The 26,332-nt window shown below is 71.0% G+C and carries 25 protein-coding genes; all 25 read right to left on the reverse strand.

All coding sequences use genetic code 11. The features are described 5' to 3' along the window. Positions 1-23 precede the first annotated feature (23 nt). Positions 24-1,019, reverse strand: coding sequence for a DUF3105 domain-containing protein (locus AC0VYM_RS26225; RefSeq protein ID WP_475456495.1), 996 nt, complete (start codon positions 1,017-1,019; stop codon positions 24-26). A gap of 117 nt (positions 1,020-1,136) precedes the next feature. Beyond that, on the reverse strand, positions 1,137-3,641 hold the full coding sequence (locus AC0VYM_RS26230; protein WP_083927449.1) for an ATP-dependent Clp protease ATP-binding subunit: 2,505 nt from the start codon (positions 3,639-3,641) through the stop codon (positions 1,137-1,139). 790 nt (positions 3,642-4,431) lie between these two features. Then, positions 4,432-4,770 carry a histone-like nucleoid-structuring protein Lsr2 gene (locus tag AC0VYM_RS26235; protein ID WP_017542917.1) on the reverse strand — a complete coding sequence of 113 codons (339 nt, stop codon included), beginning with the start codon at positions 4,768-4,770 and terminating at the stop codon, positions 4,432-4,434. A gap of 216 nt (positions 4,771-4,986) precedes the next feature. Then, positions 4,987-5,268, reverse strand: coding sequence for a hypothetical protein (locus tag AC0VYM_RS26240; RefSeq protein ID WP_475456498.1), 282 nt, complete (start codon positions 5,266-5,268; stop codon positions 4,987-4,989). A 449-nt stretch (positions 5,269-5,717) separates the two neighbouring features. Beyond that, positions 5,718-6,299: an amino-acid N-acetyltransferase gene (locus tag AC0VYM_RS26245; RefSeq protein ID WP_475456500.1), complete on the reverse strand. Its 582-nt coding sequence runs from the start codon at positions 6,297-6,299 to the stop codon at positions 5,718-5,720. Positions 6,300-6,421: 122 nt separating this feature from the next. Further along, a complete protein-coding gene (locus AC0VYM_RS26250; RefSeq protein WP_475456502.1) occupies positions 6,422-6,745 on the reverse strand; it encodes a LuxR C-terminal-related transcriptional regulator in 324 nt (107 codons plus the stop codon). A 646-nt stretch (positions 6,746-7,391) separates the two neighbouring features. Beyond that, entirely contained in the window at positions 7,392-8,891 is a 1,500-nt protein-coding gene (lysX, locus tag AC0VYM_RS26255; protein WP_475456504.1) for a bifunctional lysylphosphatidylglycerol synthetase/lysine--tRNA ligase LysX, read from the reverse strand. 111 nt (positions 8,892-9,002) lie between these two features. Further along, entirely contained in the window at positions 9,003-9,785 is a 783-nt protein-coding gene (locus AC0VYM_RS26260) for a type III pantothenate kinase (RefSeq protein WP_475456506.1), read from the reverse strand. A 61-nt stretch (positions 9,786-9,846) separates the two neighbouring features. Beyond that, positions 9,847-12,438 carry an L-aspartate oxidase gene (locus tag AC0VYM_RS26265; protein ID WP_475456508.1) on the reverse strand — a complete coding sequence of 864 codons (2,592 nt, stop codon included), beginning with the start codon at positions 12,436-12,438 and terminating at the stop codon, positions 9,847-9,849. 43 nt (positions 12,439-12,481) lie between these two features. Continuing rightward, positions 12,482-13,363: a pantoate--beta-alanine ligase gene (panC, locus tag AC0VYM_RS26270; RefSeq protein ID WP_475456510.1), complete on the reverse strand. Its 882-nt coding sequence runs from the start codon at positions 13,361-13,363 to the stop codon at positions 12,482-12,484. Positions 13,364-13,453: 90 nt separating this feature from the next. Beyond that, positions 13,454-14,338, reverse strand: coding sequence for a Rossmann-like and DUF2520 domain-containing protein (locus tag AC0VYM_RS26275; RefSeq protein WP_475456511.1), 885 nt, complete (start codon positions 14,336-14,338; stop codon positions 13,454-13,456). Between the two features lie 164 nt (positions 14,339-14,502). Beyond that, the gene (locus AC0VYM_RS26280; RefSeq protein ID WP_475456513.1) at positions 14,503-14,739 is read right to left on the reverse strand and encodes a hypothetical protein; all 237 of its coding nucleotides are present in this window, start codon (positions 14,737-14,739) and stop codon (positions 14,503-14,505) included. Between the two features lie 443 nt (positions 14,740-15,182). Then, entirely contained in the window at positions 15,183-15,422 is a 240-nt protein-coding gene (locus AC0VYM_RS26285; protein WP_352388334.1) for a chaplin family protein, read from the reverse strand. 238 nt (positions 15,423-15,660) lie between these two features. Then, positions 15,661-17,070 carry a PH domain-containing protein gene (locus AC0VYM_RS26290; RefSeq protein ID WP_475456516.1) on the reverse strand — a complete coding sequence of 470 codons (1,410 nt, stop codon included), beginning with the start codon at positions 17,068-17,070 and terminating at the stop codon, positions 15,661-15,663. Positions 17,071-17,154: 84 nt separating this feature from the next. Next, positions 17,155-17,646: a PH domain-containing protein gene (locus AC0VYM_RS26295; RefSeq protein WP_475463254.1), complete on the reverse strand. Its 492-nt coding sequence runs from the start codon at positions 17,644-17,646 to the stop codon at positions 17,155-17,157. Positions 17,647-17,821: 175 nt separating this feature from the next. Then, complete coding sequence (locus tag AC0VYM_RS26300) at positions 17,822-18,313, reverse strand: DUF3180 domain-containing protein (protein WP_475456518.1); 492 nt, start codon at positions 18,311-18,313, stop codon at positions 17,822-17,824. Then, a complete protein-coding gene (gene folK, locus AC0VYM_RS26305) occupies positions 18,303-18,797 on the reverse strand; it encodes a 2-amino-4-hydroxy-6-hydroxymethyldihydropteridine diphosphokinase (protein ID WP_475463256.1) in 495 nt (164 codons plus the stop codon). The genes AC0VYM_RS26300 and folK overlap by 11 nt, the downstream gene beginning before the upstream one ends. A 53-nt stretch (positions 18,798-18,850) precedes the next feature. Further along, on the reverse strand, positions 18,851-19,222 hold the full coding sequence (folB, locus tag AC0VYM_RS26310) for a dihydroneopterin aldolase (RefSeq protein ID WP_475456520.1): 372 nt from the start codon (positions 19,220-19,222) through the stop codon (positions 18,851-18,853). Then, the gene (locus AC0VYM_RS26315; protein WP_475456522.1) at positions 19,222-19,668 is read right to left on the reverse strand and encodes a nuclear transport factor 2 family protein; all 447 of its coding nucleotides are present in this window, start codon (positions 19,666-19,668) and stop codon (positions 19,222-19,224) included. The genes folB and AC0VYM_RS26315 overlap by 1 nt, the downstream gene beginning before the upstream one ends. Then, positions 19,665-20,570 carry a dihydropteroate synthase gene (gene folP / locus AC0VYM_RS26320; RefSeq protein WP_475456524.1) on the reverse strand — a complete coding sequence of 302 codons (906 nt, stop codon included), beginning with the start codon at positions 20,568-20,570 and terminating at the stop codon, positions 19,665-19,667. Before folP ends, AC0VYM_RS26315 begins: the two co-directional genes overlap by 4 nt. 100 nt (positions 20,571-20,670) lie before the next feature. Continuing rightward, on the reverse strand, positions 20,671-21,264 hold the full coding sequence (folE, locus tag AC0VYM_RS26325) for a GTP cyclohydrolase I FolE (protein ID WP_017542899.1): 594 nt from the start codon (positions 21,262-21,264) through the stop codon (positions 20,671-20,673). Beyond that, positions 21,261-23,264: an ATP-dependent zinc metalloprotease FtsH gene (gene ftsH, locus AC0VYM_RS26330; RefSeq protein WP_475456527.1), complete on the reverse strand. Its 2,004-nt coding sequence runs from the start codon at positions 23,262-23,264 to the stop codon at positions 21,261-21,263. The genes folE and ftsH overlap by 4 nt, the downstream gene beginning before the upstream one ends. 247 nt (positions 23,265-23,511) lie before the next feature. Further along, on the reverse strand, positions 23,512-24,066 hold the full coding sequence (gene hpt / locus AC0VYM_RS26335) for a hypoxanthine phosphoribosyltransferase (RefSeq protein WP_475456529.1): 555 nt from the start codon (positions 24,064-24,066) through the stop codon (positions 23,512-23,514). 109 nt (positions 24,067-24,175) lie between these two features. Continuing rightward, positions 24,176-25,144: a tRNA lysidine(34) synthetase TilS gene (gene tilS / locus AC0VYM_RS26340; protein WP_475456531.1), complete on the reverse strand. Its 969-nt coding sequence runs from the start codon at positions 25,142-25,144 to the stop codon at positions 24,176-24,178. Further along, positions 25,141-26,220: a zinc-dependent metalloprotease gene (locus AC0VYM_RS26345; protein WP_017542895.1), complete on the reverse strand. Its 1,080-nt coding sequence runs from the start codon at positions 26,218-26,220 to the stop codon at positions 25,141-25,143. Before AC0VYM_RS26345 ends, tilS begins: the two co-directional genes overlap by 4 nt. Between the last annotated feature and the right edge of the window lie 112 nt (positions 26,221-26,332).

Raw genomic sequence — 26,332 nt, forward strand, 5'->3', positions numbered from 1 at the left:
CCGGTGCCCACCGGTGGGCACCGTCAGTCCATCCGGGCGTCGACCTCCCCGGCGCCCTCGGCGTCGAACTCCGCCTGCGTGCCGTCGAAGGCGCCGCTGCAGGGAGCCCCCGGCTCCGGGGCGTCCGGGCTCTGCTCGTACTCCAGCAGGAAGTCCGTCAGACGCGGGTCGGCGGGGTCGTCCAGCGTGAGCTGGGCGCCCCAGGCCGAGGCCACCACCGGTGAGGGCAGGTCCTCCATCGGGCTGACCAGCACGTAGGAGCCCGGTGTGTGGTGCGCGGTCAGCGTCGCCAGTTCGTCGTCGGACAGACCGGGGTCGTGGGTGATCCACACCGCCCCGTGCTCCAGGGAGTGCACGGCCGCCTCGGTCAGGACCGGCTCGTCGTACACCCCGCAGTTCTGCCAGAAGTTGTAGTGCTCCCCGCCCACCGGCGGGAACTGGGCGTAGTCGACGGTCTCGCCGGTGTCCACGTGGTTCTTGGACAGTCCCTCGAAGGTCTCGACCCCGTCGGGGCGCGCGCCGCCGCCCGTCCCGGAGCCCTCCGACCCGGAGCCCTCCGGGCCGCTCGCCTCGTCCGACGCCCCGGCGCCGCCGTACAGCCAGGCACCGCCGAGCGCCGCGCCGCCCACCAGGACCACCGCCAGGATGACACCGCCGACGATGAGCCACGGCACCGCCGACCGGCGGCCCGGCTGGGGCGCCGACGCCCCCGGGTACCCGTGCGGCGGATATCCGGGCGGAGGCGGGCCCTGCGGAGGCTGTCCCGAAGCGAAGCCGGGCGGCGAACCCGGGTACTGGGGCGGGTACCCCTGCCCGGGCGGACCCTGCGGGTACTGGCCCTGAGGGGGATACGGCGGCGGCGGACCCTGCGGCAGGGGGCCGGGAGGCGGGCCCTGGCCCGCCGGAGGCCCCTGAGAGGCGTCGTGCGGCCCCGAGGGGCCTTGCGGGAACGAGGAGCCGAGGGGCGCCGACTGCGGCGGCAGGGAGCCGTCCGGGCGGGGTTCGTTTGGATTGGCCACGGACGGCACCCTAGCGTCCGGGTGCCCGCCCCCGCTCCCGAAAACGACGACGGGGGCACCCCCCGAAGGGATGCCCCCGTCCTCAGACCACCGCCGGTCCGCGACCGGCGGGCGTCACTACTCGCCCTTGGCGGCGGACTCCACCTCGGGGGTGTCCGGCACCGCGGCGGGCTTCGGAACACCCTTGAAGGTGAACTTGGCGTCCGTGCCCTCGCCCTCGGCGTCGATCACGACGATCTGACCCGCCTTGATGTCGCCGAAGAGGATCTTCTCGGAGAGCTGGTCCTCGATCTCCCGCTGGATCGTGCGACGCAGCGGCCGCGCGCCCAGGACCGGGTCGAACCCGCGCTCGGACAGGATCTGCTTCGCCTTGGGGCGGAGCTCGATGCCCATGTCCTTCTCCTTGAGCCTGTTGTCCAGGCTCGTGATCATCAGGTCGACGATCTGGAAGATCTCCTTCTCGGTCAGCTGGTGGAAGACGATGACGTCGTCCACACGGTTGAGGAACTCCGGCCGGAAGTTGGTCTTGAGCTCCTCGCTGACCTTCGCCTTCATCCGCTCGTAGTTGGTGTTGGCGTCGTCCTCCTTGGCGAAGCCCATGGCCTGGCCCTTGGAGATGTCCCGCGTACCCAGGTTGGTCGTCATGATGATGACCGTGTTCTTGAAGTCGACGTTGCGACCCTGGGCGTCGGTGAGACGACCCTCCTCCAGCACCTGGAGCAGAGAGTTGAAGATGTCGTTGTGGGCCTTCTCGATCTCGTCGAACAGGACCACGGAGAACGGCTTGCGGCGCACCTTCTCGGTGAGCTGGCCGCCCTCCTCGTACCCGACGTAGCCGGGGGGCGAACCGAACAGCCGCGAGACCGTGTGCTTCTCCATGAACTCGGACATGTCCAGCTGGATCAGCGAGTCCTCGTCCCCGAACAGGAACTCGGCCAGGGTCTTGGACAGCTCGGTCTTACCCACACCGGACGGACCGGCGAAGATGAACGAACCACCGGGGCGCTTGGGGTCCTTCAGACCGGCGCGGGTACGGCGGATCGCCTGGGAGAGCGCCTTGATGGCGTCCTCCTGGCCGATGACCCGGCGGTGCAGCTCGTCCTCCATGCGCAGCAGGCGCGAGCTCTCCTCCTCGGTCAGCTTGAAGACCGGGATGCCGGTGGACGCGGCCAGGACCTCGGCGATGAGCTCCTCGTCGACCTCGGCCACGACGTCCATGTCGCCGGCCTTCCACTCCTTCTCCCGCTGCGCCTTCTTGTTCAGCAGCTGCTTCTCGTCGTCGCGCAGGGACGCGGCCTTCTCGAAGTCCTGCTCGTCGATGGCCGACTCCTTGTCGCGGCGCACCCCGGCGATCTTCTCGTCGAACTCGCGCAGGTCCGGCGGAGCGGTCATCCGGCGGATGCGCATCCGCGAACCGGCCTCGTCGATGAGGTCGATCGCCTTGTCCGGCAGGAAGCGGTCGCTGATGTAGCGGTCGGCCAGCTGCGCGGCGGCCACGAGGGCGCTGTCCGTGATGGAGACCCGGTGGTGGGCCTCGTAGCGGTCACGCAGGCCCTTGAGGATCTCGATGGCGTGCGTGATCGTCGGCTCGTCCACCTGGATCGGCTGGAAGCGGCGCTCCAGCGCGGCGTCCTTCTCCAGGTACTTGCGGTACTCGTCGAGCGTGGTCGCGCCGATGGTCTGGAGCTCACCCCGGGCCAGCATGGGCTTCAGGATGGAGGCGGCGTCTATGGCACCCTCCGCCGCGCCCGCTCCGACCAGCGTGTGCAGCTCGTCGATGAAGAGGATGATGTCACCGCGGGTGCGGATCTCCTTGAGCACCTTCTTGAGGCGCTCCTCGAAGTCACCGCGGTAGCGGCTGCCCGCGACCAGGGCGCCCAGGTCCAGCGTGTACAGCTGCTTGTCCTTGAGCGTCTCGGGGATCTCACCCTTGACGATCTTCTGGGCCAGGCCCTCGACCACGGCGGTCTTACCGACACCGGGCTCACCGATGAGCACCGGGTTGTTCTTGGTGCGCCGTGAGAGCACCTGCATGACCCGCTCGATCTCCTTGTCCCGACCGATGACCGGGTCGAGCTTGGACTCGCGCGCGGCCTGCGTCAGGTTGCGGCCGAACTGGTCCAGCACCAGCGAGGTGGAGGGGGTGGACTCGGAGGAGGCGCCGGTGGCCTGCGGCTCCTTGCCCTGGTACCCGTGCAGCAGCTGGATGACCTGCTGGCGGACACGGTTGAGGTCCGCGCCGAGCTTCACGAGGACCTGGGCGGCGACGCCCTCGCCCTCGCGGATCAGGCCCAGCAGTATGTGCTCGGTACCGATGTAGTTGTGGCCGAGCTGAAGCGCCTCGCGCAGCGACAGCTCAAGGACCTTCTTGGCGCGCGGGGTGAAGGGAATGTGTCCCGACGGCGCCTGCTGGCCCTGACCGATGATCTCCTCGACCTGCTGCCGAACCGCTTCGAGGCTGATACCAAGGCTCTCCAGAGCCTTGGCGGCGACGCCCTCACCCTCGTGGATGAGGCCGAGCAGGATGTGCTCCGTACCGATGTAGTTGTGGTTGAGCATCCTGGCTTCTTCCTGAGCCAGAACCACCACTCGCCGCGCGCGGTCGGTAAACCTCTCGAACATGTCTCGTCGCTCCTCTACAGAGCGGTCAGGCAGGGACGGCGATGACCGACCCGACTCTTCCGCATATAGGCCCCACAGGGATTAACCGCCCCGGGGAGCACTGTCGCACCCGCCCACCCTTCCGGCTGCTGCCGACAGGGTGGACGTCTCCGTACGGCCGACCGCAGCCGTCCGTGCCAGAGACTTTCCCCGACGATAGGGCGTTCACCCAACATCCAACTACCAATTGGCGCGTCAGATTTCCCTGTACGCCGAAGGCGAACGGCCCGGGACTCCCATCCATCACGAGAGTGCCCGGGCCGCACGTGCGTAAGCCGGATTATCGGCTCTAAGCGAACAAGCGGAAGCCGTGTTGTTCTTCAAGCGGAAATGGTCCGAACCATCTCCCGGAGTGACCCTGGTGACCCGGGTCGACCCGCGTGCGTGCCACCCCGGCGGCGGGCCGGGGGCCGAATCTCCTCGCGCTCGCGGGCTTCTCCTCTACTGCGCGGAACCGTGCCGCGCCCTCACGCCGGTGAACCTCGCCGCCCCGTGGGCGGGGGTCCCGCGCGTGTCACGCCACCCGCGCCCTCCGCCGTCGGTGACGACGGGGACCGCGGTCGCCGGTCCGACACCCGCCCGGGCTCGGGCCGGGGCCCGCACCCACAGGAACCTCAGGCCCCTCGTCCCGGTGTCACAGGCCCGATCCGACGGGCCTCGGGACGAACGGGTCCGGGGCTCGGCCCCGCTGAGGCGTGGGCGAAATATCGACCAGACCACCCCTATTCCGCCGCGCTGGGCGGCGGCAAACCTAACCCTTGACGGCCTCGTATTCGGCGACGATGGCAGCGGGGATACGGCCGCGCTCATTGACGGGCTTCCCGGCGGCCTTCGCCCAGGCGCGAATCTCGGCGCTGCGCTCACGGCTGGGAGCATTCCGGGTGCCGCGACGAGCGGTACCGCGGGCCTGCTTCGCGGGGGCCTTGCGGGAGGCCTCAATGAACGGAGTAAGAGCCTCACGGAGCTTGGCGGCATTACCCGCGCTGAGGTCGATTTCGTACGTCGATCCATCGAGACCGAACGTCACCGTCTCCTCGGCCTCGCCGCCGTCGAGGTCGTCGACCAGGAAAACCTGGACCTTCTGTGCCATGGAATCAAACCTTTCAGCAGAGCGGTGTCTCCACACCTGAATATAAAGCTATCTCGCGAGAACGCGAAAGACAATTCCCGGCGTGCCAGAAATCACCTGGACCCGGATCGGCGGGATTCGGGGTCGCCGGAGCAGCGCGGGGCCGACGAGTTGGCCCGCACACGCTGACCCCCAACGCGCTGGGCGCCGGGGACCGGGTTCAGCCAGGCACCGTATCTAACGAGCCTCGGATTCGGTACGTTCCCCATCCTGGGCAATCGGCGTCTCGCTCGTCGCCTTGGTCTCCTCGACCCCGGCCGCGCCGTTGTCGACGGCGGCCTCCTCACCCTTCGCCTCGTCGCTGACCAGGCTTCCGTCCATCCTGCGCGGCGCCATCTCCTTGCGCAGCAGCTTGATGACGAAGGCACAGAACACGGTCGCGACAACCACGGGCGGGATGAGCGCGGACAATACGTCGATCAGTCCAGGGGGAAGCACCGATGACAAAAAGTCACCCATCGAAGCGGCCTACCCTTCCTGGTTGTTACTTATTGCAGCAAATACCCGACTCAGTGTCGGGTCTGCGCTGGGGGATGGCGCTCCGGCACCGCCGGGCAAACGCATACCAGACATCATAGACATCGTTTGCCCCCGGCTTGACACCGGACGTACCGAAGATGGCCCTTCAAAGCCTGATGGTGGCCAATGTCCGGTCGTCTGTTCCAGCCGGCGCGCGGAAGACCTCGGCCACGGAGACGGACGATCGCGGACGGTGTCCCACAAATCCGGGATCCCGAACGTCCCGTCGTCACTTCAACCGGGGAACCGGCGATCCTGACGGACGCAGGTACACATTACCTGCCTTGTTCCACACCCATACCACCCGGTGCGGTTAAGGACCTACGTCCATCGGGGGATGCGGCGTACCGTTCCGAAGGCCAAGCTCGCCCTATCCGGACCGAAAACCTTTAGCCCGACACGCTTGCCGGACTGCCGTCGAGGTGCACAAGCATCCGGGTGTTCCCCAGGGTGTTGGGTTTGACCCGCTCCAGGTCAAGGAATTCCGCCACGCCCTCGTCATAGGAACGCAGGAGTTCCTCGTAGACACGGAACGGGACCGGGGTGCCCTGGATCGGGGCAAAGCCGTGTTTGGCGAAGAAACCGGTCTCGAATGTCAGACAGAACACACGGCGCACGCCCAACTCACGTGCCGTGTCCAGCAGTTCGGTCACGATTCGGTGTCCGACGCCGAAACCGCGCAGGGAGGGGTCCACGGCGACGGTGCGCACCTCCGCGAGGTCCTCCCAGAGGACGTGGAGGGCGCCGCAGCCGACCACCCGGAGTTCACCCTCCGGCGCGGGCTCCTCGCCCGGAGCCGGGTCGGGAGCGCTCTCCGCCTCGGCCACCCAGAACTCCTGGATGTCCTCGTAGAGGTTGACCGTGCTCTTGGAGAGCACGCGGCGGTCGACGGAGTAGGTGTCGACGAGGCGGCGGATGTGGGTGACGTCGCGCGTCCTGGCGCGACGGACCCGGACATGACGAACGGGCATAGCCGGACCAGACTACGCCCAAGCGACCTCCCGCCGGAACGCTCCTCATCCGGTGGGGGCGGCTCGGTCTGCTGAACCGGTATGCCCGCGGTGTCTCCCGGCGGCCGCCGGGTGGCGTCAGATCAGATGAGCTGACGCCTCGCGGCCCACACGACCGCCTCGATGGGTGTGTTCACGCCCAGCACGTCGCAGATGTTGCGAATGCGACGTCGCAGGGTCCGGGCGCTGAGTTCGAGGTGCCGAGCCGCCACCTCGGTGGTGACACCGGTGGCGATCTCCGCGAGCAGTTCGAGCTCCTCGTGACTCAGCTCGACCGGCGCGTAGGGGCCGCTGAGCGTGTTCTCCCGCGAGCGGGCCTGCAGGGGAACCACGTTCTCCCTGTGCTCCCGCGGCGCGAGGGTGTTCTGGTCCTCAACGGTACGTCGTACGAGTGTGGCCTGTTCCACTCCGTCCTCCCTCATCCATGTGAGTGCGGAACATCAACTCGTCACCGAGGAGTCAAGCGCGTCGACTGGCTGTCGGCGCGGGCGAGCCCCGAGCCACCCCGACCGCTCCCGGAGCCCCTCTGGCACAGGGGTGGGAGTAGGAGGGGAGCACGAGACACACGGACCCCGGTCGCTGGGGTCTGGGACGGACAGACCACATCGTGGGTACGTGTGCGGCGGGTTCCACGGATCGCGTCTCGATCCGTGCCCGGCTCACCGTTGTTCTCGATCACTTCGGCAAACACGCGGACCGAAGTCCGCCCTCAGCACGCTAAGCGGAGCGGATGATACCGTCAAGGCCCAATAAATCACCATGAGTGATGGCACAGGGCCCCTGGGTCACATGATCGCGGGTCGGGAAATGTCCTTCCCGTGTTGACCTGCGCAAACCAACTCCGCCATTGTCGGAGCTCCGATTACTCAACTTTCAAGGGAAAAACCGGGTTCTTCCCCCCGGGACATCCCGCCCTGTCGGGGAGTTCGCTCCCCCTGACCCGTGGGTGAGGCGACTCTCGTGTTCTCGGCCACACTCGCGCCCACGGGGCCCACGACGCGGGGCCGCCGCACCTGAGGTGCGACGGCCCCGCGTGGGTCCTTCGGTCGGACCCTAGTCCCCGGAGGGCTTCACGATCGGGAAGAGCACCGTCTCCCGGATGTTCTTGCCGGTGAAGGCCATGAGCAGGCGGTCGATGCCGATCCCCACGCCGCCGGTGGGCGGCATGCCGTACTCCAGCGCGCGCAGGAAGTCCTCGTCGAGCTGCATCGCCTCGGGGTCTCCGTCGGCGGCCATCAGCGACTGCTCCGTCAGGCGGCGGCGCTGCTCGACCGGGTCGACCAGCTCGGAGAAGCCCGTGCCGAGCTCCATCCCGAACCCGATCAGGTCCCACTTCTCCGTGAGGAGCGGGTCCTCGCGGTGCTGGCGGGTGAGCGGGCTCGTCTCCAGCGGGAAGTCGCACACGAACGTGGGCTGGACGAGCGTGTGCTCCACCAGCTCCTCGAAGACGTGCTCCACCAGCTTGCCCGGACCCCACTCGTGGCTGAACTCGACGCCCTTGGCCTCGGCCAGGCGACGGACCTCCTCCACCGGCGTCCTCGGCGTGACCTCGGCGCCCAGGGCCTCGGAGACCGAGCCGTACAGCGTGACGCGCGGCCACTCCCCGCCCAGGTCGAAGGTCTCGCCGTCACGCTCGATCGTGGTGCAGCCGAAGACCGCGCGGGCCGCCTCCTGGATGAGCTCGCGGGTCACCTCCGCCACGTCGTTGTAGTCGGCGTAGGCCTGGTAGAACTCCAGCATCGTGAACTCGGGGTTGTGCGTGGAGTCCGCGCCCTCGTTCCGGAAGTTCCGGTTGACCTCGAAGACCTTCTCCAGGCCGCCCACGACCAGCCGCTTCAGCGACAGCTCGGGGGCGATGCGCAGGTACAGGTCCATGTCGTAGGCGTTGATGTGCGTGACGAACGGACGCGCGGTGGCGCCGCCGTGCACGCGCATGAGCATCGGGGTCTCGACCTCGATGTAGTCGCGGGAGCTCAGGCCCTCGCGGATCGCCCGGATGGCGGCCGAGCGGCTGCGCACCATCTGCTGCGACTCGGGGTTGACGATGAGGTCCACGTAGCGCTGGCGCACCCGGGCCTCGGGGTCGGTCAGACCCTTGTGCTTCTCCGGGAGCGGGCGCAGGCACTTGGCCGTCAGCGTCCAGTCGCTCACCATGATGGAGAGTTCGCCGCGGCGGGAGGTGATGACCTCGCCCTCCACACCCACGTGGTCACCGAGGTCGACGTCGGCCTTCCAGGCGTCCAGGCCCTCCTTGCCGACCTGGTCCAGGGACAGCATGATCTGCACGTCCCCGGTCTCGTCGCGCAGGGTCGCGAAGCACAGCTTGCCGCCGGAGCGGTAGAGCATGACGCGACCGGCGATGGCGACCCTCGCCCCGGTGTGGGTGTCGGGCTCCAGGCCCTGGTGTTTCTCACGCACGGGACCGATCGACGTCGTCCGCGGGTAGTTCACGGGGAAGGGGTCGGTGCCCTCCTCCCGGAGACGGTCCAGCTTCTGCCGCCGGACCCGCATCTGTTCGGGCAGGTCGTCATAGTCGTCGTGCGTGTCATTCACGGGCCCGATCCTACCGGCGTCGGCGCCCCCGGGAGCACCGGGCGAGGCGGTCCGCGGTGGTGGCCGGAGCGCGGTGGGGCGGGTGGGCGCGGGGGTCCGCCCACCCGGGGGTCAGCCCGCGTTGCGTTCGAAGACCAGGCGCAGCCCGGTGAGGGTGAGCCAGGGCTCGTGGACGTCGACGGTCTCGCACTCGCTGACCACCGTGCCCGCCAGGCCCCCCGTGGCGACCACCGTGACGTCGTCCGGGTTGTCGGTCAGCTCCGCGACCATGCGGTCCACGATGCCGTCGACCTGCCCGGCGAACCCGAAGACGATCCCCGAGCGCAGCGCCTCCGTGGTGTTCTTGGCGATGGCCGAGCGCGGCTTCACGATCTCGACCATGTGCAGCTGCGCCCCGCGCCGGGACAGGGCGTCCACCGAGATGTCGATCCCCGGGGCGATGGCGCCGCCCACGTACTCGCCCTTGGCGCTGACGGCGTCGAAGGTGGTCGCGGTCCCGAAGTCCACCACCACGCTGGGCCCCCCGTAGAGGTGGCTGGCGGCCAGCGCGTTGATGATCCGGTCGCTGCCCACCTCCTTGGGGTTGTCCATCCGGATCGGCACGCCCGTCTTCACACCGGGTTCGACGATCACCGCGGGCAGGTCCCCGAAGTGGCGGCGGAACATGTCCCGCATCTCGTGCTGGACGGAGGGGACCGAGCAGCACATCGCGATGCCGTCGACCTCGCTCGGGTCGTTCAGGGAGCTGCCGTCGATGAGCCCGCGCAGGACCACCGCCCACTCGTCGGCGGTGCGTCTGGTGTCGGTTCCCACTCTCCAGTGTTCGAGAAGGTCGTCGGAGTCGAAGAGACCGAAGACCGTCTCGGAGTTGCCGACGTCGATCGCGAGCAGCATTCTGGGGGCCTCACTGGTCGAATTGGTGTGTACCCAAGGAATCTTCCACCAAGTGGGCCCCTCACAACAGGTCGAGCGCGATATCCAGGGCCGGGCTGGAGTGGGTGAGCGCCCCGACCGCCAGGTAGTCGACCCCGGTGCGGGCGACGTCCGCGGCCACGTCCAGGGTGAGTCCGCCGCTGGACTCCAGGCGGGCGCGGCCGTCCACCAGGGCGACGGCCTCGGTGAGCCGCTCCACGGGGAAGTTGTCCAGCAGGATCTCCTCCGCCCCGGCGGCCAGCGCGTCCTCGATCTGGTCGATCCGGTCCACCTCGACCTCCAGGGGCAGGTCCGGGAAGCGCGCGCGGATGGCGCGGACCGCCTCGGCCACTCCCCCGGCGGCGACCACGTGGTTGTCCTTGACCAGCCCGGCGTCGCTGAGGCAGTAGCGGTGGTTGACCCCGCCGCCGCAGCGGACCGCGTACTTGTCGAGCGCGCGCAGCCCCGGGGTGGTCTTCCGGCTGTCCCGGATCCGCGCCCCGGTACCGGCCACGGCGTCCACCCAGGTGCGGGTGGCGGTGGCGATGCCGGACATGTGGGTGAGCAGGTTGAGCGCGGTGCGTTCGGCGGTGAGCAGGTCGCGGGTACGGGCGGTGACGGTCATGAGCACGTCGCCGCGCTTGACGGCGTCGCCGTCCCGGGCCACCCGGGAGACGTCCACGGCGCCCTCGGCCACCATCCAGAAGACGAGTTCCGCGAGGGGGAGCCCGCTGACGGTGCCGTGGGCGCGGGCCACCACGTGGGCGGTGCGGACCTGGTCGGCGGGGATCGTCGCCACGGTGGTGACGTCGATCCGTGGCCCGGCTGTGAGGTCCTCCGCCAGGGCGCGGCGGACGGTGTCCACGTGGGACTGGTGCGGGGCGGTCCACGGAAGGGTGAACTCCGCGCGCGCCTCCGGCGACGGGTCGGGCTGGGCCAGGGGGAACGCGATGGCGTCGAGCTCGCTCACGAGGGCGGGCGGCAGCTCGGGCTCCCGGATCTCGTCGGTGGTCACGATCGTGTCCCCTTCCAGTCGGACGACCACGGGCCGCACGCGCAGCTCGGGCCGGGGTTCGGGTGTGTCGGCGCGCTGGTGCGCGCCCCGGCTCTCGGTGCGGTGCAGCGCGGCGGCGGCCACGAGGCGCGCCACGGTGAGCAGGTTGGTGGCCTCCCAGGCGGCGACGCCGGGGGCGACGCGCGCGGTGGGGGCGGCCAGGGCGTCGAGCCGGTCGACCAGTGCGGCGAGGCCCTCGCCGGTGCGCAGGACCCCGGCGTCGCGGGACATCAGGGCGCGGACCGTGGCGACGGTGGAGGGGTCGGCCAACGGTGCGGTGGTTCCGGTGGTCCGGGCGGCCCCCGTGCCGCGCGTCTCCTCCCGGACCAGCCGGGAGGCGATCCGGTCGGCGTAGACCAGCCCCTCCAGGAGGGAGTTGGAGGCCAGGCGGTTGGCTCCGTGCACTCCGGTGCGGGCGACCTCGCCCACCGCCCAGAGGCCGGGGACCCCGGTGCGGCCGTCGATGTCGGTCTCCACCCCGCCGGAGGCGTAGTGCGCGGCCGGGGCGACCGGGATGACCTGGGTGAGCGGGTCGATGCCGTGGGAGCGGCAGGAGGCCAGGATGGTCGGGAAGCGGCGCTCCCAGGTGGCCCGGCCGAAGTGGCGGGTCTCCAGGTAGACGTGGTCGGTGTCCTGTTCGGCCATGGTCCGGGCGATGGTGCGGGCCACGACGTCGCGGGGGGCGAGGTCTCCGAGCTCGTGCACCCCGTCCATGATCCGGCGGCCCCCGGCGTCGACGAGGTAGGCGCCCTCGCCGCGCAGGGCCTCGGAGACCAGGGGCTGGCGTCCGCGCGCGTCCGGTCCGAGCCAGAGCACGGTCGGGTGGAACTGGATGAACTCCAGGTCGCGCAGGCGGGCCCCGGCCCGGGCGGCCAGCGCGAGGCCGTCGCCCGTGGACACGGTCGGGTTGGTGGTGGCGGCGAAGACCTGGCCCATCCCCCCGGTGGCCAGGACGAGGGCGGGCGCCAGGACGGCGCCGACGCCGTCGCGCTCCCCCTCCCCCATGACGTGCAGGGTGGCGCCGAGCACCGCGCCGCCGTCCGGGTCGCGCAGGGCGTCCAGGGCCACGGCGTGTTCGACGACCTCGATCCGCTCCTCGGCCAGGACCGCGTGGACCAGGGCCCGCTGGATCTCGGCTCCGGTGGCGTCGCCGCCCGCGTGGGCCACCCGGTCGGCGCGGTGCCCGCCCTCACGGGTCAGGGACAGCGCCCCGTCATCGTCCCGGTCGAACTCCGCGCCGAGGGAGATCAGCCAGCGCAGCGCGTCGGGCCCCTCGGTGGCCAGGACGTGCACCGCGTGGGGGGCGCACATCCCGGCACCGGCCAGGAGGGTGTCGACCATGTGGGCGACCGGACCGTCCTCGGGCGCCATCGCCGCCGCGATGCCGCCCTGGGCGTAGGCCGTGGATCCGGTGGAGAGCCGGTCCTTGGTGACCAGGACGACCCGGCCCGTCTCCGTGCGGCGCACGTAGCGCAGGGCGGTGCTCAGCCCGGCGATGCCCGAGCCCACCACCGCGACGTCGGCGTGGACGGTCCACCCCGGTTCGGGGGCCTCGATCCGGGTCTGTCTGGCAGGTGTCATCTGGGTTCTCTTCTGGGGGCGGTGGAGGAGGGAGGCGGGACGGTCACGGCCGGAGGGCCACCGTCACGTTGTCGATGAGCCGGGTCCGGCCCACCCGGGCGGCGACGGCCAGGACGGCGTCGCCCCGGTGGTCGGCGGCGGCGTCGGCGAAGGTGGCCGGGTCGACCAGGGCGAGGTAGTCGAGCTCGACCGGCGGGGTGGCCCGGGCGGCCTCGTCCAGGACGGCGCGGGCGGCCGCGCGGACGGCGTCGGCTCCCCCGGGCGCGGCGTCGGCGCCCGCGCGCAGGGCGCGGGACAGGGAGAGGGCGCTGGCCCGGTCCCGCTCGGTGAGGTAGACGTTGCGGCTGGAGGAGGCCAGACCGTCGGGTTCGCGGAGGGTGGGGGCGCCGACGATCTCCACGGGGAGGTCGAGGTCCGCGACCATGCGGCGGACCAGGGCGATCTGCTGGGCGTCCTTGGCCCCGAAGACCGCCAGGTCCGGGCGGACCAGCTGGAACAGCTTGGTGACCACGGTGAGGACACCGGTGAAGTGGCCGGGGCGCGAGGCGCCCTCCAGGCGCTCCCCCATGGCCCCGGCGTCGACGGTGACCATCTGCGGACGCGGGTACATGGTGGCGGTCTCGGGGGCGAAGACCACGTCCACGCCCTCCTCGCCGCACAGTCGGGTGTCCCCGGGCAGGTCGCGCGGGTACTGGTCCAGGTCCTCGTTCGGGCCGAACTGGAGCGGGTTGACGAAGATGCTGACCACGACGGTGTCGGCGCGTTCGCGGGCCAGCCGCATGAGGCTGCGGTGGCCGCCGTGGAGGGCGCCCATGGTGGGGACCAGCCCCACCCGGCCCGCGTCGGCCAGTGCGCGGCGCAGTTCCTCCGGGGTGCGGACGACGAGCGGACCGGTGGCGCGATCGGGCCGTGCGGAATCGGACATGGTTCTCCTTGGTGGGCGGCCGGGACCGCGTCGGGTCCGGGGCGGTGCCTCGGGGCCCGGGGGTGACCCGGCCGCGGGGCACCGGGGCGGTCAGCGCCGGAGGACGTCCAGCAGTCGGGCGGCGTCCTCGGGCTTGAGCATCCCGGCGTTGATGGCGCGGTCGGCGGTGAGCCGGGCCAGTTCGACGTAGCTGGCCACGCTCTCGGGAGCGTGCTCGCGCAGCTGCTCGACGTGTCCGGCCACGGTCCCGGCGTCGCCGCGCAGGACCGGGCCGCTCAGACCGTGGATGCCCAGGCGCAGGGCGTTGTCCAGCGCCGCGCTGAGCATGGGGGCGAGCATGCGCCCCGGTTCGGGCACCCCGGCGGCGGAGAGCAGCGAGGCGCTGTCGGCGACCAGTGTGACCAGGTGGTTCGCCCCTCCGGCGAGGGCCGCGTGGTAGAGGGTGCGCTTGTCCTCCGCGATCCACACGGGCTCGGCACCCATCTCGACCACGAGGGCCTCCGCGATGGGCCGGAGCTGTTCCGGCGCGGTCACGCCGAAGGCGCAGTTGGCGAGCCGTTCGACGTCCTCGTCGCGGCCGGTGAAGGTCATGGCCGGGTGCAGGGCCAGCGGGAGCGCGCCGACGACGGTGGCGGGGGCCAGGATCCCGTAGCCGTGGGCGCCGCTGGCGTGGACGAGGATCTTGCCGCGCAGGTCGGCCCCGGTCGCGGCCAGGCCCTCGACGAGGTCGGGGAGCGCGTCGTCGGGGACGGTGAGCAGAACGAGGTCGCTGGCCTCGGCCACCTGGGCCGGTTCGAGGACGCGCGCGCCGGGCAGCCGCTCCTCGACTCGGATCCGTGAGGCGTCGGAGACCGCCGATGCGGCCACGACCCTGTGTCCGGCACGGGCCAGGGCGACGCCCAGGACGGAGCCGACCCGGCCCGCCCCGATCACGCCGACGCGCAGGCGGGCGGGACGCCCCTCGGTCGTCTCCATGAATCGTGTCCCCTCGTGGTCCGGTGCGTCCGCTTCACTCCGCACCGTGCTCTGAGCACACGATAGCCCTCCCGGACCCCTGACCAGCCGCCCCGCCCCCTGGGTAGGGGACGGGGCGGTGAGCGGCGGGGTGAGGGGCGGGCGAGGGCGCCCGCCCCACGGGATCAGTTCTGGATGATGACCCCGGAGTTGAAGCAGGAGCCCAGGGACTTGCCGAGGACCGCGTTGGAGTTGCCGCAGCCCTCGTTCTCGGCCTCCAGGTCCTTGATGTAGGAGATGTTGCCGCTGGCGTTGGAGTGGTGCGGGGTCCAGGGTCCGTGCGCCGCGGCGGGGGCGGCGGAGAGGAGGACTCCGGCGGAGGCGAGGAGCACGGCACCGGTGGCGAGCGTCTTCTTCAGCACTTCTTGTCTCCTTCAGTGTCCGGACGGGGGGCCGGCCGGACTCGCAGTGACCCTTCGGTGGCGCCCTGGGGCGTCGAGAAAGAAGCTATCGACGCACGGCCCTCCTGAACATGCCCTGAGCTGCATTGATCACAGAAAATCGGGCTATGTTGACACTGGGTGGCAGAACGTCCCGGTGCCGATCGGGACAAAGGCGGGGACTTCGACCCCCACCGCGTGCGCGCAGAGTGACGGGGGTTCGGGGTTGCAGTCCGACACCAACCCCGGTTCCGGGTGTGCACCACGGCCGGAGCGGACTCCGGGCACGCGAAAGGGCGCCACTCCGTCGTCACGGAGTGGCGCCCCTGCGCGGAAAGCTCGCTGGCCCTGGACCGGGTCGGATCGGTCGGGACGTCTCCGACCGGACACCCCCGCCCGGGCGGGCCGGGAAGTCAGTCCGGCACTTAGTTCTTGACGACGGCGCCGGAGCCGGTGCAGTTGGCGCCGGAGACACCCAGGATCGAGATCGCGTTGCCGCAGACGTTGATCGGCGCGTCGACATCCGCCACGAGCTGGTTGCCGCTCAGGATGCCGCCGTTGCCGGAGGTGAAGACGTTGCTGTTGGCCATGGCAGGAGTGCCGGCGAACAGGACGCTGCCAGCGGCAGCGGCGATGGCCGTGGCGGCGAGAGCCTTCTTCAGCATGTGTTTTCTCCCGTCAGACCGGTCAGCGGGGGCGCCAACCGGTCGATAACGTTGACGATGTGTATGACAGTGAACACTCAACGTGTTCACCACTATTTAGCCATACTCCGTTGCCGTACGTGACCGGAACGCGAAAGATTTTTCCGGTCCTGACCTGGAGGTATCACCAGGAGTGAGAAGACATGTCGGACATGCAACCCCGAACCGGAGCCCCTGTGGCCCCTGAATGTGACACAGGTCACTCTGCACTCCCGGGGGTGTCACCGCTCGAACCCGCCGTTTTCTCACCCTCGTCCCGGCTCGTTACCGACTCTCCGTGCATGGTCGCCCGGGTTGCCCACCGTTCCGTTCCCGCAGAGGGCACTCTTGCGCGTCTTCCGTGCTCCACGAGAGCGTCCAGGAACCGGCGCCCCTCCCCCGCCTCCCGGTCGGCCGCCCGCGCCGTGACCGGCCCCGGGGGCGTGTCCACGTCCACGGTCACCCGGCCCCTCAGCTGCGCCACCGGACCGGCCGAGAGCCGCAGCGCCTGCATCCGCTCCACCGGCACGATCTCCGTCACCCGGCACAGGAGTCCGCGCACGCTCACGAACAGCCGCTCGTCCACCCCCACCGCCTGCGGCAACAGGAGGCGGTTGTCCACCAGCGGCACCAGCGCCGCCTCGCTCTCCGGGAACACCTCGTTCACCAGGGCGAAGGCCCTCCGACGCGGCGCCACCGGAAGCAGCGCCGTCGAGTCGCCCTGGCGCGCGCCCGCGTAGCCCGCCACCGTCGCCTCGACCCGGGCCACCCCGAGCGCCCGCCACAGCAGCGGTTCCACCACGCGTACGGCCTGCACCCGGCCGGGCGGGACCGTCTGCATGCGCCGCTGGAACATCCCGTAGCGCAGCCTCAGCCCGTCCGAGGACGACGACGCGTAGAAGTCCGTGTAGCGCGCCAGCGGCCCCCAGTAGTAGCGCAGCAGCCCCAGGACGAGCGGGACGGCCCCCGCCAGCGCTCCGGGTTCGAGGAAGACCACGAACGCGGTGAGGAGCAGGAGCAGCAGGACGAACGAGAGCAGCACCGGCACACGGAAGGTCAGTGCGCCCAGGAGCAGCAGGAAGGGGAGCCGGTAGAAGGGCCACTCGGGCGCCTCGGGAGCCCGCCCCGACAGTCCGGCGGCGTGCGCCAGCACCGCCACCCGCATCCGCTCGGCCACCTTCCACCGCAGGCAGCGCAGCCGGATGGCGCTCCCGTCGCCGCCGGCCAGCTCGACCCGCAGCTCCGCCAGCCCGAACACCTGCATCAGCAGCGGGCGCACCACGTCCACCGCCTGGAGGCGGCTCAGCGGGATCTCGCGTGAGCTGCGCAGGAACAGCCCGCTGTGCACCACCAGATGGTCCTCCCGCAGCCCGAAGGAGCCGTACCACCACGCGGGAAGCGCGTAGGCGAGGGATCCGAACACCACGGCCACGGCCAGCACGAACACCCAGGCGAGCCCGAACTGGCTCAGGATCGGTCCGACCAGCGCGACGAAGACCAGGGTGACCCCGATGACCTGGAGCGGGATGATCAGCCAGTGCGACCGGAAGACCCCCGTCGTGACGTCGTCCGCCGGGTCGCGCCGACGGGGCGGCGCCGGAGGGCCCCAGGCCGGGCGCGGCGGCAGCATCGCCGGGCCCCAGGCGGGCGGGGGCGGCGGTCCGGGTCGGTGCGGTCCCCGCGACCACGGGCCCGGCTGCGGCTGTCCGTGCACTTACAACCCCGTAGAGAAGGTCTCGCTGCGCGCCGCGAGGCGGTCGCGCAGCTGGACTGCGTCGGCCAGCGGAAGCCCCACCACCCGTGTGTCCGCCGTGCTCGCGGCGGTGCGCACGCGCACCGTCGCGATCCCCAGCGCCTGTTCGAGCAGGTCCGTCGTGACGTCCACGACCTGCATCCGGCCATAGGGGACCACCACCAGCTGCCGCACCAGCACCCCGTAGGTCAGGTACAGCTCGGCTTCCCCCTCGACGTGGCCCCAGGAACGCTGGAAGCACCCGGCCAGGAGCCACAGCGCGACGGCGGCCACCAGGACCAGCGCCGCCCAGACCACGGCCGGCCACGGCCCGCGCCACAGAAACAGGAGCAGGGCCCCGACCGCGCCGGTGGCCAGACAGCCCGCGGTCGTCACCAGGCGGCGGTACCAGGCCAGCGCGACCGGAACCCGGGTCCAGTCGGTGTCCCCGGGCGCGGCGAAGGCGGCGTCCACGGGGCGAGGGGGCGGCGCGGCCCCCTCCGGTGTCGGCGGTGTCGGTTCACTGGTGTCCACGGGCTCAGTCAATCATCAGCGGGCCGGACCCGCCCGAAACGGCTCGGCCGGAACCCGGAGTGGACCGCGTTCCGACCCCGCCCCGGACGGGTCGGGCCCCGGGGCACGCCCCGTGCTAGGCGAGCCCCGGCGGGTCGTTCCGGTCCTCGTCCTCGTCCTCGGGCACCCGGCAGGCGTGCTCCAGGTAGAGCGCGGCGGCCAACAGCAGACCCGCGGCGATCGCCGTGCCCAGCGCGATCAGGAACACCTCGCGGTGGCTGGGCAGCTCCAACCGCCCGGTGACGGACAGCGCGGTCCCGGCGAAGTACCCGACGGCCAGCGAGGCGAACAGCGCGCTCGCCTTGGCCAGGGCCAGCAGACGGGCCGCGCTCAGCGGCTCCATCGGCTCGGTCCCGGGCGCCCTGCGGACCCGGCGCGCGGTCCGCCCTGCGGTGAACCCCTCCGCGAGGGCGAGCAGCAGCAGGGTCGGGATCGCCGACCACGGCATCAGGGGCAGACCGCTCACCGAGTTGGCGACCAGCAGCCCCGCCAGCGCTCCGAGGAGCGCCAGCAGGGTCGGGACGCGCCACCCGGTCGGGGCGAGCGTGCCCCCGCCCTCACCGGACACGTCCGGCCTCCCCGGGCAGCCGGAGGCGCAGGTCCTCCCGGACGGTCAGCTCCTGCTCCCCCTCGGTGTCGGCCGCCTCCACCCCGGCCAGCAGGGTGGCGACCGGCGCCCGGCCGGGCAGGACCGCGCCGGGGTCCGTGTCCAGCCACGGGCGCAGCACGAACGCGCGCAGGTGCGCGCGCGGGTGCGGCAGGGTCAGCTCCGGGTCGTCGTCGGTCACGTCCCCGAAGGCGATCACGTCCACGTCCAGGGTGCGCGGCCCCCACCGGACCTCGCGGACCCGCTCGAAGGCGCGCTCGGCGGAACGGGCCAGCTCCAACAGGTCCTTGGGCCCGACACGGGCGTCCACGACCAGGACCGCGTTGAGGAACGCGCCCTGGTCGGGCCCGCCCACCGGGGCCGTCTCGTAGACCGGGGAGACCGTCACCGGGGTGACGCCCTCCCCCGCCGAGAGCAGGTCCACCGCGCCCTGGAGGGTGGCCATCCGGTCCCCGAGGTTAGACCCCAGGGAGAGCACGGCCCGCGTCGCCGCCGGGCTCACCACTCGCCCCTCCGACCCCGGGTGACGGTGACCGCCACGTCCGCGAACTCGTGCTCGATGGGTGCCGACGGCTTGTGCACCGTCAGCTCCACGCCCTCCACCAGGGGCTCGGCCAGGCACACCCCGGCCAGGCGCTCGGCCAGGGTCTCGATCAGGTTCACCGGCTCTCCGGTGACCACCGCGACCAGCCGGTCGGCCAACTCGCCGTAGTGCACGGTGTCGCGGACGTCGTCGCTGGTCGCGGCGGGGGCCGTGTCCAGGTACAGCACGGCGTCCACGACGAAGTCCTGGCCGTCGCGGCGCTCGAAGTCGAACACCCCGTGGTGGCCCCGGGCCCGCAGGCCGCGGAGCACGACGCGGTCCCGCATCAGTCCTCGGCCTCCGCCTCGTCGTCGTCCTCCATCAGCACCGGTGAGGCGTGGTGCGACCACAGGCGCCAGCCCTGGTCGGTGTCGACGAACAGGTTGGTGGTGACCACCTGACCGCCCGCGACGAACCCGGGGCTGCCGTCCTCCGCCGTCAGCACGTTCTCCTCGCACGTCACCATGGCGATGTCACCGCCCACCCCGATGTGCGTCTCGGTGAGCACGTACTGGATGTAGGTGACGTTGGCCATGATCAGCGACCAAGCGCGCATGATCTCGGTGCGGCCGCGCAGGAGCGGCCACCCGGGGTTGACGCACACCAGGTCGGGGGCCTCGTGCTCCTCCGCCCACACGGTGCGCATCAGGTCGATGTCGCCGTTCTCGATGGCGCTGTAGAACTGCGCGTTGGCCTCGCCCACGCGCTCCATGACCTCCTGGCGGGACTTCACGCGTCCCCCCGGTCCACGGTCCGGTCCCGGCCCTCGGCGAGGCTGGCCCCGCCGTCGGACCAGGCCGCCGCCACGCGCACGGCGTCGGCGTTCGGACGGACGTCGTGCACCCGGACCGCCCAGGCGCCGCGGTCGGCGGACAGGGTGGTCACGGCCGCGGTGGCCGCGTCGCACTCGACGAACGGGCGGTCCTCGCCCTTGGCGTCTCCGAGGAGACGGCTGAGGAAGCGTTTGCGTGATCCCGCCACGAGGACGGGCCGGCCCAGCTCGTGGAACCGGTCGAGGCTCTGGAGCAGCGCCCAGTTGTGCGCCTGTTCGGGACGCTTGGAGAATCCCAGACCCGGGTCCAGAACGATCTGGCCGGGGTCGACACCTGCACTGATCATGGCCTCCATACGGTCGCGGAGCTCATCGAGGACCTCCTGGACGACATCCGTGTACACGGCACGGCTCTGCATGTCATGACTATGCCCACGCCAGTGCATCAACACGTAGGCGACACCGGAAGAAGCGACGAGTCGGGCCATCTCCGGGTCCGCGAGACCGCCGCTGACGTCGTTGACCAGCACCGCACCGGCCTCGACCGCGCTCGCCGCGACCTCGGCCCGCATCGTGTCCACACTGACCGCGATCCCGCGCGCGGCGAGTTCGCGCACCACCGGTTCGACCCGGCGCAGCTCCTCCTGGGACGAGACCCGTTGGGCTCCCGGACGGGTGGACTCACCGCCCACGTCGATGATGTCCGCGCCCTCCTCGACGAGGCGCAGACCGTGGTCGATCGCGCGCTCGGGGTCGAACCAGGACCCGCCGTCGGAGAAGGAGTCGGGGGTGACGTTCACGACCCCCATGACCAGGCACCGCCCGTGGTCGGGCAGCCCCGGAAGTGTGTGTTTCGGCGCCATGCGCATCACCCTACGCGTACGCCGAGGGGCCGGGGGCACACGGCCCCCGGCCCCTCGGCCGGTGGTGCGGAGTCGTGACCCGGCGCCGCCCGGAAGCGGGTCAGCGCTGGTCGAGGATGAGGCTCATGACCTCGGAGCGGGTGCGGTCGCTGCTGCGGAAGATGCCCCGCACCGCGGAGGTGACCGTCTTGGCGCCGGGCTTGCGCACGCCCCGCATGGTCATGCACAGGTGCTCGGCCTCGACGACCACTATCACCCCGCGCGGGTCGAGGTGCTCCATGATGGCGTCCGCGACCTGCCCGGTGAGGCGCTCCTGCACCTGCGGGCGGCGGGCGTAGACGTCCACGAGGCGGGCGAACTTGCTCAGCCCGGTGATCCGTCCGTGCGGGCCCGGGATGTAGCCCACGTGCGCCACCCCGAAGAACGGCACCAGGTGGTGCTCGCAGGTGGAGTACAGCTCGATGTCCTTGACCAGGACCATTTCCTCGTGGTCGGCCTCGAAGACCGTGGTGAGGACGTCGCCGGGCTTCTGGCCCAGACCGGAGAACTGCTCCTCGTAGGCCCGTGCGACCCGCTCGGGGGTCTTGGTCAGGCCGTCGCGGTCGGGGTCCTCCCCGATCGCGATGAGGATCTCCCGAACCGCGTGCTCGATGCGCTCGCGGTCCACGGGTCTGGCGGGCAGGTCCGAGCTCACGCCTGGTCTCCTTCTGTCGTGGTGGTCGACTCCGGGTGCTGACCGTTGTCGGACGGGCCCTGGACGTCGGCGCCGTTCAGCGCGGCCAGCTCCTTCTTGGAGTGGACCGGGGGCCGGTTGGAGGGCTGGCGCTTGCCGTAGCCGGTGTAGGAACCGCGCGAGGGCCGCTTGGTGACCGGCTCGAAGATCTCCAGCACCTGGTTCTTGGTGAGCGTCTCCTTCTCCAGGAGCTGCACGACCAGATCGTCGAGCACGTCGCGGTACTCGACGAGGACCTCGTAGGCCTCGTCGTGCGCGGACTCGATGAGGCGGCGCACCTCCTCGTCGATGAGGGAGGCGATCTCCTCGGAGTACTCGCGGGCGTGGGACATCTCCCGGCCCAGGAAGGGCTCGGTGTTGCCGGAGCCGAACTTGCGGGCACCCAGGCGCTCGCTCATGCCGTACTCGGTGACCATGTTGCGGGCCAGCTGGGTGGCCTTGTCGATGTCGTTCCCGGCGCCCGTGGTGGGCTCGTGGAAGACGAGCTCCTCGGCGGCGCGTCCGCCGAGCATCATGGCCAGCTGGTCCATCATCTGCGAGCGGGAGGTGAGGAACTTGTCCTCGGTCGGCACCGACATCGTGTAGCCGAGGGCGCGGCCGCGCGGCAGGATGGTGATCTTGTGGACCGGGTCGGCGTTGGGCAGCGCGTGGCCCACCAGGGCGTGGCCGCCCTCGTGGTAGGCGATGACCTTCTTCTCGCGGTCCGACATCACGCGGGTCTTGCGCTCGGGACCGGCCATCACGCGCTCGATGGCCTCCTCGAGGACGGCGTGGGTGATGACCTTGCTGTCCGCGCGCGCCGACAGCAGCGCGCCCTCGTTGATGACGTTGGCGAGGTCGGCGCCGGTCATCCCGGAGGTCTGGCGGGCGATGACGGTGAAGTCGACGTCCTCGGCCATGGGCTTGCCCTTGGCGTGCACGGCGAGGATGTCCTTGCGGCCGTCCATGTCCGGGCGGTCCACGACGACCTGGCGGTCGAAGCGGCCCGGGCGCAGCAGCGCGGGGTCGAGGATGTCGGGGCGGTTGGTGGCGGCGATCAGGATGACGCCGCCCTTGACGTCGAAGCCGTCCATCTCGACCAGCATCTGGTTGAGGGTCTGCTCGCGCTCGTCGTGCCCGCCGCCCATACCGGCGCCGCGGTGGCGGCCGACGGCGTCGATCTCGTCGATGAAGATGATCGCGGGGGCGTTGGCCTTGGCCTGCTCGAAGAGGTCGCGCACACGCGAGGCGCCCACACCGACGAACATCTCGACGAAGTCCGAACCGGAGATCGAGTAGAACGGGACCCCGGCCTCACCGGCGACGGCGCGGGCCAGGAGGGTCTTGCCGGTTCCGGGCGGACCCATGAGCAGGACGCCCTTGGGGATCTTCGCCCCCATCGACTGGAACTTCTCCGGGCTCTGGAGGAACTCCTTGATCTCGTGCAGTTCCTCGATGGCCTCGTCCGCACCGGCCACGTCCTCGAAGGTGTTCTTCGGGGTGTCCTTGGTGATCAGCTTGGCCTTGGACTTGCCGAACTGCATGACCCGGGAGCCGCCGCCCTGCATCTGGCTGAAGATGAACCAGAAGATGACGATGATGATGATCAGCGGCAGGAGGCTGAACAGGGCCGTGGTCCAGATCGGTGTGGTCGCCACCGAGACCTCGTAGGCCTTCAGGTTCCCGTCGGGGTTCTCGCTGGACTCCTGGAGCATGTCGGCCAGCTGGAGGCCCTGCCCCTCGACCCAGTACGCCTCGAGGATGTCCTTGTCGACCGTGGTCAGTCGGATGCGCTGGTCGCGGTCGACGATCTCGGCGTTGTCCACCTTGTCCTGCTCGATGAGCTGGTAGACCGTCGAGATGTCCGCTTCCTCAGGCTGGGGACCGGCGCCCACGTCGAACACGCGGAAGCCGATGACGAGCATGAGGGCGACAGCCAGGATCCAGATCCACGGGCCGCGGAAAAAACGCTTCAGATTCATGTGAGCGGAACCCTGTCGGGTCCGTCCCTCCTGACCAGGCCGCCCGCCCCAGAGGAGTTTCCGAAGCAGGACCTATCGGACACGTGCTCCCTGCGATGACGCCGGGATATTCGACGGTACACCTCGCCGCGCGGAGCGGGCACACCGCTCTGGCCGGTGACGGGTCCGTCATGAACGCAACGACGGTGACCCGCTCCGTTGTTCCCGCGACCGCCGCCGCGCGGGCCCCGCGCGGCGGCGCCGAACGCTACTTCTCGTAGACGTGCGGGGCGAGGGTGCCGATGAACGGCAGGTTCCGGTACTTCTCGGCGTAGTCGAGCCCGTAGCCGATGATGAACTCGTTGGGCAGGTCGAAGCCGATGTACTTGACGTCGAGGTCGACGTCGAAGGCCAGGGGCTTGCGGACCATGGTGCAGATCTCCACGGACCGGGGGCCGCGCGACTTCAGGTTGCCGACCAGCCAGGAGAGGGTCAGGCCGGAGTCGATGACGTCCTCGACGATCAGGACGTCGCGGTCCTTGATGTCGGTCTCCAGGTCCTTGAGGATGCGCACGACACCCGAGGAGGTGGTCCCGGCCCCGTAGGAGGACACCGCCATCCAGTCCATGGAGACGGGGTTGTGCAGCGCCCGCGCCAGGTCGGCCATGACCATGACCGCGCCCTTGAGCACGCCCACGATCAGCAGGTCGCGGCCCGCGTAGTCGGCGTCGATCCGCGCCCCCAGCTCGGCCAGGCGCGTCTTGATCTCTTCCTCGGTGACCAGGACCTTCTCAAGGTCCTCGCCCATGTCCTTAGCGTCCACGCTCACGTCCTCGCTGCTGGGTTCCCCGTTTGCGGCAACCAGGATAAACGTGCCGAACGAGGCCACGGTGCCCGGAGGGCCGCCCCGGGCCCGGGGTTCGGGGTCCGGGTCAGCTCCCGAAGACGATCCGACCAGCGCTCCGACGCCCCCGAACCCCGCCGGGGAGGTCGATGTGGGCCTGTCCCCGCCACTCGGTGACAAGGCGATCCAGCTCACGTACGTGACGTGCGTTCAGTGCGCTGGCCGGGCACCCCGATTCGAGGGCGGCGCGGCGCAGCACGCGGGTGCGCAGCGAGGGTTCGGCGCCCTCCAGGGGTTCCACGGCCAGCCCCGCGCCCTCCCGGGCCCGTTCGTGCAGGGCCTCCGCGAGCGCGTCGAGGGTGTCGGCGTCCGAACGCAGCAGGGCGGCGGTCCTGGCCAGCGCGGACGCGATCCCCGGCCCCAGGGCCGCCTCCAGGGCGGGCAGGGCCTCGTGCCGCACCCGTGAGCGGGCGAAGCGCGGGTCGTGGTTGTGCGGGTCCTCCCACGGGCTCAGTCCCGTCAGGGAGCAGGCCTCGCGGACGGTGGCGCGGTCCAGGTCCAGCAGGGGGCGCAGGTAGGCGCCGGTGCGCCGGGCCATCCCGGCCAGGGACCGGGCCCCCGAACCCCGGGCCAGCCCGAGCAGGACCGTCTCCGCCTGGTCGTCCAGGGTGTGGCCGAGCAGGACCACCGCCGGACGCAGCTGGTCGACCACCCCGTCCAGAGCGTCGTAGCGGGCCCGCCGGGCCGCCGCCTCGGGACCCCCCGAGCCTCCGACCCGTACGCTGACCGCCCGCACGGGGTCCAGCCCCAGCCCGGCCATGACCTCGGCCACGGCCCCGGCCCGTTCGTCCGAACCCTCCTGGAGCCCGTGGTCGACGGTGACGCCGCCCGCGCGCACCCCCATCCGGGGGGCCTCGAAGGCGAGTGCGCCGGCCAGGGCCAGGGAGTCGGCACCACCGCTGCACGCCACCAGGGCGGTCGTCCCCTCGGGCAGCTCGGACAGCGCCCGCCGGACCGCCGATCGGACGGCGGCCACGGCGGGGGGCGGCCCGCTCACTCGGTGATGGCGGCGGGGCGCACGACCCGTTCGATCCACTGCGACGGGGCGCGGATCTCCTCCAGGGTGGGCAGCGTCTCGGGCGAGGTCCACACCCGGTTGAAGTCGGCCATCCCGACCTGAGCGACGACCTGCCGGACGAAGGCGGCCCCCTCCTCGTACTGCTTCATCTTGAGGTCCATGCCCAGCAGCTGGCGCATGATCCGGTCGAGGGGGTTGGGTGACTCGCGCCGCTTCTGGAAGCGGGAGCGGATGGTCTCCACCGAGGGGACGACGTCCGGCCCCACGGCGTCCATCACGTAGTCGCCGTGGCCCTCGGCCAGGCTCATGACGGCGGTGACGCGGTCCATCAGAGCGCTCTGCTCCGGGGTCTGGAACGCGGTGAGGAGGTTGCCCTCGCCGCCCCGCACGGCGTCCGCCACGGCCTCGCCCGCCTGCCGCAGCCGGTCGATGAGGTCGGAGGCGTCCATCTCCGTGGACAGCAGGAGTTCCCGCATGAGGTCCTGGACGTGCCCGCGCAGCCACGGTGTGGCCGTGAACTGCATCCGGTGGGTCTCCTCGTGCAGGCAGACCCACAGGCGGAAGTCGCGCGGGTCGACGCCCAGCTCCCGCTCGGTGTTGACGATGTTGGGCGCCACCAGGGTCAGGCGCCCGGTCGGCGAGTGGCCGTCGGGGTCCGGTGGCAGGAAGAGTTCGTACTGGCCGAGGACCCGCCCGGCCAGGTAGGACAGGACCGCACCCAGCTGCACCCCGGTGATCCGCGAACCGACCGCGCTGGTCAGGTTCCCGGCCGGGCTGTTGTTCAGCCGGTCGGCGCCCATCTGTTCGAGTACGGGTTCGAGTACGACCCGAAACCCGTCGACGTTGGCTCGAATCCATCCCGGACGGTCGACGATGACCGCGGGCCCTGAGGGTTCGAGGGGGTTCATTCCGGTGAAGTCACGCACGTGCCCGGCCGCCACGGTGGACAGCTCGCGCAACTGCACCACGGCCTGCCGTGCGTCGGACAGGTCCACCTGCGGCCCAGGGCGCACGAGGCGGACACCGGTGTTGACGGCTACGTCCCAGTCGATCACAGTCACACCGCCAGCCTACCCACGCGACGCGGGGGAGCACGGGGATCAGGGAGCTATTTCAGGGCAGACCCCGGGTTACCCCTGAGCCCGCCCGAATCACTCTCCCCGGTCC

Source organism: Nocardiopsis sp. iso_237 (genome assembly GCF_056173345.1).

Excerpts from the sequence above, each read along its gene's own strand:
- AC0VYM_RS26230 (WP_083927449.1), bottom strand. The coding sequence starts at position 3,641 with ATGTTCGAGAGGTTTACCGACCGCGCGCGGCGAGTGGTGGTTCTGGCT.
- AC0VYM_RS26235 (WP_017542917.1), bottom strand. The coding sequence starts at position 4,770 with ATGGCACAGAAGGTCCAGGTTTTCCTGGTCGACGACCTCGACGGCGGC.
- AC0VYM_RS26240 (WP_475456498.1), bottom strand. The coding sequence starts at position 5,268 with ATGGGTGACTTTTTGTCATCGGTGCTTCCCCCTGGACTGATCGACGTA.
- AC0VYM_RS26245 (WP_475456500.1), bottom strand. The coding sequence starts at position 6,299 with ATGCCCGTTCGTCATGTCCGGGTCCGTCGCGCCAGGACGCGCGACGTC.
- AC0VYM_RS26260 (WP_475456506.1), bottom strand. The coding sequence starts at position 9,785 with ATGCTGCTCGCGATCGACGTCGGCAACTCCGAGACGGTCTTCGGTCTC.
- AC0VYM_RS26265 (WP_475456508.1), bottom strand. The coding sequence starts at position 12,438 with ATGACACCTGCCAGACAGACCCGGATCGAGGCCCCCGAACCGGGGTGG.
- panC (WP_475456510.1), bottom strand. The coding sequence starts at position 13,363 with ATGTCCGATTCCGCACGGCCCGATCGCGCCACCGGTCCGCTCGTCGTC.
- AC0VYM_RS26275 (WP_475456511.1), bottom strand. The coding sequence starts at position 14,338 with ATGGAGACGACCGAGGGGCGTCCCGCCCGCCTGCGCGTCGGCGTGATC.
- AC0VYM_RS26285 (WP_352388334.1), bottom strand. The coding sequence starts at position 15,422 with ATGCTGAAGAAGGCTCTCGCCGCCACGGCCATCGCCGCTGCCGCTGGC.
- AC0VYM_RS26290 (WP_475456516.1), bottom strand. The coding sequence starts at position 17,070 with ATGCTGCCGCCGCGCCCGGCCTGGGGCCCTCCGGCGCCGCCCCGTCGG.
- folK (WP_475463256.1), bottom strand. The coding sequence starts at position 18,797 with ATGGCCACCCTCCAGGGCGCGGTGGACCTGCTCTCGGCGGGGGAGGGC.
- folB (WP_475456520.1), bottom strand. The coding sequence starts at position 19,222 with ATGCGGGACCGCGTCGTGCTCCGCGGCCTGCGGGCCCGGGGCCACCAC.
- folP (WP_475456524.1), bottom strand. The coding sequence starts at position 20,570 with ATGGCGCCGAAACACACACTTCCGGGGCTGCCCGACCACGGGCGGTGC.
- ftsH (WP_475456527.1), bottom strand. The coding sequence starts at position 23,264 with ATGAATCTGAAGCGTTTTTTCCGCGGCCCGTGGATCTGGATCCTGGCT.